Here is a 6,636-nt window from a genome sequence, read left to right on the forward strand (position 1 = left end):
TGATTTATTCCTGCCATATTTTTTCTCTTTTGAGGATTTTGTTTTTGATGTTCATATAGGAAATATCCTTGATCAATTGTTCCAGTAAAACCATGTCTTTTGGAAGTTTGCCTTCTTCCATCCAACCACCGATTTGGTCACATAGGATTCTTCTGAAATATTCATGTCGTGAAAGGGAAAGGATACTTCTGGAATCTGTGGTCATCCCTATAAAAGTGCTGAGAAGTCCATAAGACGAAATGTCATTCAGGTGCTTTCTGATTCCAGCATAATGGTCATTGTACCACCATGCGGGACCAAATTGAATCTTGCCCACTACTCCATCTTCAGCAAATGAACCAGTCAAGCTCGCTAAAGCTGCATTATCAGCCGGGTTAAGTGTGTATAGGATGGTCTCGGGCAACAATCCATTTTTGTCAAGGCTATCCAAAAACAATGTCAAGGAATTGATGTCGCATGCCTTTCCGATACTTGCAAATCCACCTGCAGGACCAACCAGTTTCCTTAACCTGCTGCTTGTATTTCTTTGGGCCCCCATATGTAACTGCATGATCCAGCCACGCCTTCCATACTCTTCACCCAAATAACTCAACATAAATGAATTCAACTTGACAATGTCTTTGGATTCCATTGGTTGACTTTGGATGATACTCCTAAAAAGTAGCTCAGCTTCTTTTTCCTCAATTGACCGGAATGAAAATCCGGAATCCAAGGCATGATCGGCGAAAAGGCAACCGTTTTCCGCAAAGTAATCCAATCGGATTTTGATGGCTTCCTTAAACTCCGAAAGGCCCGAAATGGTCAGATTCACCTCAAATTCAAGCTTTTTGATCCAGTCCAAATAATTTGGATTTCCAAAATCAAGGATGGAATCCGCCCTTAAAGAAGGCAGCACCTTGACTTCATTTGAGGAATAGGCGATCTTTTTATGGGATTCCAGATTATCCAACAGATCATCGGAAGTTATCAGCATTTCAGCCTTCCATTTCTGAATCAAACTGCATGTCCTGAATTCTTCCTGTTGGAGTTTGTGATTACATGTTTCCCAAATAGTCTCAGCGTTTTTTAGGCTCAGCATTTCATCGATATCAAATATCCTTTTCAGCTCCAAAAAGCTCCAATGAAAAAGTGGATTGCCCAATGTTTTGGGAATCGTGCTGACCCAATTTTGGTATTTTTCAAAATCAGAAACTGATCCAGTAATCCCGTTTTCCGGGATACCGTTGATCCGCATCGCCCTGTGTTTGTAGGGATCATGTTCAATCCAAAGTTCAGTCAGATTTGCAAATTGTTTGTTTTCAGCAATATGATGTGGATTGAGGTGGTTGTGGTAATCAATTATCGGAAGGTCTGCCGCTACCTCGTGATAGAGGTATTCTCCCGTTTTGTTTTTGATCAGCCAGTTTTTGTTTATAAATGATTCCATAGGTTTGAGTTTGTCAGTGTTGAGAGGTCCTTTTGCCAACCAAAAAAACCACGAATGCGAATAAGAAATAAAACAATGCTCCGATTATGGCGATGTTGCTTCCTTTGGTGCCTAATGAAAACAAAACCATTGTAATGATCAGCAAACCGCTTAATGCCAATGCTATCACAAATACATTGGAAAGCATTTTTTTGAATTTAGGAGATATGTTAGGGATTTCGTCAGGCCTCAAAGGCGTATTGATCAATTTGAAAAACTGCTCCACCCGGTCTTTGTATTCGATGGTTTTTGGAACCCACCAACCTGAGGAGAAGAATATTGCAAAACAGATCAGGATTTCGATGAAAGTCGCCAATTCCCATGAAATTTCAGGATGGCTGTTAAGGAGTAAACCCGCAAGAATCCCTACAATCACGGTTGCCAATGCACCGATGGAATTCGGTTTTTTGAATAAAATCCCAAATACCAATGGAATGGCAAGTGGTATCGCAAACAAACCTGTCAGGAGTTTATTAGCCTCAAAAGCTCCACCTAGCTGCCCCACATACAAAGCGCCGACAGTGGCTACCAAGCCAACCAAAATGATATTGATCCTTGCTACCCACAAGTAATGTTTGTCTGTTCCGGTAGCATTCCAGAGTCTTTTGTAAATGTCATTGGTCAAAACTCCTGACATGATGTTGAATTCTGAATTCAATGATGACATGGTCGCCGAGAAAATTGCTGCTAGCATCAAACCCATAATTCCGGATGGGAGCAGTTTGACAGCAGTGGCCACATAGGCCATTTCAGGATTGGCCAAAACAGGAAAAATCTCTGTAGCAGCTATCGCGGGCAACAAAAAGAAAATAGGAAATACAAAGAAGAGGATGGCTGTAAAATATCCGAGTTTCTTGGAAGAAGGCTCATCCTTGACACTGTAAAAACGCTGTATAAAAGCCCAATTCCCATTATACTTGAGACTTATCAAAAGAAAATAAACCAGAATCCAAAAGAAATTACCATTGGGCCCATTCATAAAACCAAAATGCTCAGGCTGCTTTTCCATCAAATTTCCCAAACCTCCCACAGCATCCAAAGAAAGCGGAACCATAATCAGAGAAGCAAAAATTAAAATCACAAACTGAATTGCATCCATCACCACCACCGCCCAGACTCCTCCGATGATCGTAAACATGGTGATCACAAAACCTGAAATCAGGACAGATTCCATAAAACTGAAGTGGGTGGCTGTGCTGATAAAGATCCCGATGGCATAGAGCCGAACCAGATTATCTAAAAACCTCATCCCTAATCCAATCCAACTGAAAGTCTGTCTGACGTTGCTGTTGAACCTTGTTTCAAGGTATTCGACAGGAGTAATGATACCGGATCTTCTCCACCTTGCTGCCAAGAATTTTGATGCAATGATACATGGGAACACGGTACTCCAAAGAATCAATACACCGATCAATCCATACTGATAAGCTATCCCTGCATGGGCGACAAAAACGAAAGAACTGAACAATCCCATGTAATTACTTATACCCCCAATAATCCACGGAATGGTGTTTCCACCCTTGAAATAATCTTTGATGTCTTTGATAAACCACCCAAAAAACACCCCGATCCCAGCCATCAAAAGCATGTAAATCAGGAAGGCAATGTAGTCGAGTTGTTGGAGTTTTTCCATATGTGTGTTTATCGTTATTTTTCTCTTTTGGTCATTTCCAGTTAAGGAAAATCAATTCATTGAACAATTCCACTAAATTATTTTAGAATTATAAATCTACCTTAACCATTTTTTGCAAATGGTTGAATTATTTTCGCATATTTCCCTAAAACTCTTTTATATATTGCAAAAATCAATCAAATTAGATTGGAATTGATCCCCTAAACCCAAAATATCAGCCGTTATGATGCCTTTGTTTCTGAAGAAAAACACCACGTCACTTGGCCATTCTTTCCTTATCGAAAAATTCCAAGTTCCCCACACTTATGATATCTGGCACCATCATACAGAATTTGAGTTTTTCCATATGGTAAAAGGAAGTGGAACAAGATTTATTGGTGACAGTATAGAATCATTTACCGATGGAGACCTGGTGCTCGTAGGCCCCAACCTCCCACATGTCTGGAGATCCGATAAATGCTATTATGCATCGAATCCAAACCTCAATATAGAATTGATATTGACCCAATTTCTTCCCGATTTTTTGGGAAAGGATTTTTTGAATCTTTCTGAAATGCATGAACTCAAAATTTTTCTGGAAGATGCCAACCAGGGTATTCAGATTATTGGTCCTGCAAGGGAAATGGCATCAACCCGTCTTTTTGAAATTTTAAACCTCCAAGGCAGCCGAAAACTAATAGCATTTATATCTTTGCTTGCAGACCTGGCCAGCAGTAAATCGTACAGAAAACTATCTACTTCAGGTTTTTCAAATGCCTATCAATCCCGAGGGTCTCAACGGATAAAAAAGGTACACGATTTTATTATGAACAATTTTATGGAAGATATTTCCCTGTCTCAGGCCGCGGAAGTCGCTAACATGAACGAGACAGCCTTTTGCCGATTTTTCAAAAACTCCACCCTGAAAACTTTCACCCAATTTCTGAATGAAGTACGTATTGGCTATGCTTGTAAACTTTTGCTCAATGAAGACCTGAACGTGGCGTCTGTTGGTTTTGAATCGGGATTTAAAAATATCTCCTATTTCAACAGGGTGTTCAAATATGTTTTGGGAGTCACCCCACAACAGTATCAAAAGTCAGCCTGTGCCACCAACCAAAAAAACGTCAACTTCATGATGCTTGCTGAAAGATTCCCCCATATCCATAATTGAGACATTTTTAATTCAAGGATTTTTCCAAGGAAGGTCTGTATCTACAGTAATTTGTCCTTAACCTTGTTCTATAGTTCCAACGAAAGCGTCATTCACTGCTGTGTTGAAAATTGTCTTTAAATGAATGACTTTATTTTCAACTTCATTGATCAACAGTTATCGTTTGATATTCATGAATCATCGATTCCGAGTGGAAAAAGCATTTTAACATTAATAAGAAATCTTATTGAAAGCTTTTGGAGCCAACGTAATAAAGAGAATAAATCAATTTTTTCCTGTTATTACTTTCTGTCTGAGCAATTCCAGAGTCTGTTCTGAAAGTTTCTCGGTATTTGGCAAATTCACTTTGGTATCTCCATTGTACCAATTTTTCCATTTGCCTTGGGTTCGAAGTTTTCGTGCTAAATCTATTTCGGAGAGAAAAGAATGGGCAATCTCCAAGTGCTCGAGTGCCCGCGTTTCGTCTCTTCCATCTAAGAACTGCCGGGCTTTCAGGATATGGTCCAACCACTTGGTCAGCCCTGACATCAACAATACATTTGACAAAAGATCTGTCTCGAAAAAATCGAATTCGATTGGATTAAATAGTGGTTGTAGGCTTTCTGCCCTTTTCATAGCATTGGCCAATGCCAACCTTTGTTGTATGACTTTTTGTTGGTAAGCATCAGGTTGGACACTGGGGAGGAATTGAGCGGACAAGTGTTTTTTGCCCCATTCGGCTTCTGCAATTAGCTTTGTGGATTCTTTGGGCTGGTTTTCAGCCTTGTACTTTTCGGGATCCTTAAGATACTCTTGGATTTTTCTCAGATGATTTCCTCCCGATCCCCTTGTTTGACCGTCCAGAAGCATCGGTACTCCTTTTTCATCGTGCTCAACAAAAATATCGTAATAGCTTTGATAAGCTTCTTGAGCCAATTTAGGTGCACTTGGGTATCGGTTTTCAAACCATTGGTCCAGATGTTGTTCCAAACTGAAATTTTTAAAATCCACCAGCATTTTGCTTGTCGCATCTATTCCAAAAATAAACTCCCTGATATTGGATACATTGATGATGGCATATTCGCCGCTCTGTCGTTCTATAGCCTCTCCAATAAGACGGTGGGTACGCGATGGGTGGACTGCAGGTGCCAAATGAGGCCCTGAACCCCAAACTTGTTGATGATAGTATATACCGCATTTCCTATTTTCCTCACGTGCTACCTGATAAAAATCAGGCGTGAAAATCCACCCTGGACTGTTGTCAGAAAAGATGATCATACAATTCTGAGGTATTTCCAAATAGCCTTCAGCAAACAAACTAGCTCCTTCAGCCCATAGCGTAGTAGTCAGGGGAATATCGCTTCTTTTGTCATATTTTTTAATAATTCTAATCTGCTCTTTTATAGCCTCAGAAATAATTCTTCCAAAGTCTTCCTCTGTTTGGGGAATCCCAGGATCTGCCATCCACATCGGTCTATCACCGATACCCCTAAGACCTATTTGCCAGATCACATTGGGGTAAGTAGACCATTTTTTGGCATATGCCTCCCATACTTCTATCAACTCCTCCTTGCTACTATAATAAGAAAACAGTTTATCCTCCCCTTTGGCTTTCCAATAATTGAAAAAAGCAAAGGCGCTGACCCCGACAGGTTCCACATGGTGTTGGGAAATGAAAACCCCTCTTTTTGCGGCAATTTTAACCAGTTCTTCTTCGGCAGGATTCATAATATCTATAAAGCTTGCCGGAATAATCAGGTTCATTTTTGACCTAACCAATGCCTCAACCACATGCTCCATAAGTCTAGGGTTGACCACTTCTCCATAATAGGGATAATCAATATTACGCTTACCCCCTGATGGCATAAAAGCGGTCAACAAGTCTTCGTCATTGATAAACCAGCCTCGGTATTTGAAAGTGGGAGTTTCAGAATTAAAATCAATCTTTTCCCACATCAAATCAGATTTTTCCAATGGCTCCCTTCCAGACCAAAAGTAAAGAGGATCCACTTCAAGGTAATTTTCAAGAAAATGATAGATTCCAAACATGGTACCCCGTGGGTCAGAACCTGCAATAACCAATGCGGATTTTATTGGTTCAACCTCTATTGTGATTGATTTTACTTTATAAGTTTCCCATTTTCCTTGAAGATCAGAAAATAATGGTGAGGATAATTTTTTTAGAATTTTTATAGAAGATAGATTTGATACAGTTCCGATTACCACACAGGATCCACTACAATTATTTAGATCTGAAACTACTTCCAATTCTTTTCCTGTTATTTTCTTTACATCGTTTACCATATCCTGAACAGCCAGCTTAATAAAATCAGATTCTGATTGGTCTATAAAAACTTTAGCTTGACCTTGATATGAAACTAAATTGAATGTATGATCATTTCCATA

At 39.7% G+C, this 6,636-nt stretch carries 4 protein-coding genes; 1 reads left to right on the forward strand and 3 read right to left on the reverse strand.

Annotated elements, in window-relative coordinates; genetic code table 11:
- Positions 1-4: 4 nt before the first annotated feature.
- Positions 5-1,426: a glucuronate isomerase gene (gene uxaC / locus ACEW8O_RS15700; protein WP_373495571.1), complete on the reverse strand. Its 1,422-nt coding sequence runs from the start codon at positions 1,424-1,426 to the stop codon at positions 5-7.
- A 13-nt stretch (positions 1,427-1,439) separates the two neighbouring features.
- Positions 1,440-3,098, reverse strand: a complete 1,659-nt coding sequence (locus ACEW8O_RS15705) for a sodium:solute symporter family transporter (protein ID WP_373495572.1) — start codon at positions 3,096-3,098, stop codon at positions 1,440-1,442.
- A 223-nt stretch (positions 3,099-3,321) separates the two neighbouring features.
- On the opposite strand from ACEW8O_RS15705, the gene ACEW8O_RS15710 reads away from it, so the two are divergent.
- Positions 3,322-4,251 (forward strand): AraC family transcriptional regulator, encoded by a 930-nt coding sequence (locus ACEW8O_RS15710; protein ID WP_373495573.1) that lies wholly within the window; start codon positions 3,322-3,324, stop codon positions 4,249-4,251.
- Between the two features lie 264 nt (positions 4,252-4,515).
- Here ACEW8O_RS15710 and ACEW8O_RS15715 read toward each other — a convergent pair.
- Positions 4,516-6,636: glycosyl hydrolase 115 family protein (locus tag ACEW8O_RS15715; RefSeq protein WP_373495574.1), on the reverse strand; the 2,121-nt coding region annotated here is incomplete at its 5' end.

The organism is Aquiflexum sp. (genome assembly GCF_041749095.1).
GTDB lineage: Bacteria > Bacteroidota > Bacteroidia > Cytophagales > Cyclobacteriaceae > Aquiflexum.

Coding starts and splice junctions, on each gene's coding strand:
- ACEW8O_RS15705 (WP_373495572.1), bottom strand. CDS start 3,098: ATGGAAAAACTCCAACAACTCGACTACATTGCCTTCCTGATTTACATG.
- ACEW8O_RS15710 (WP_373495573.1), top strand. CDS start 3,322: ATGATGCCTTTGTTTCTGAAGAAAAACACCACGTCACTTGGCCATTCT.
- uxaC (WP_373495571.1), bottom strand. CDS start 1,426: ATGGAATCATTTATAAACAAAAACTGGCTGATCAAAAACAAAACGGGA.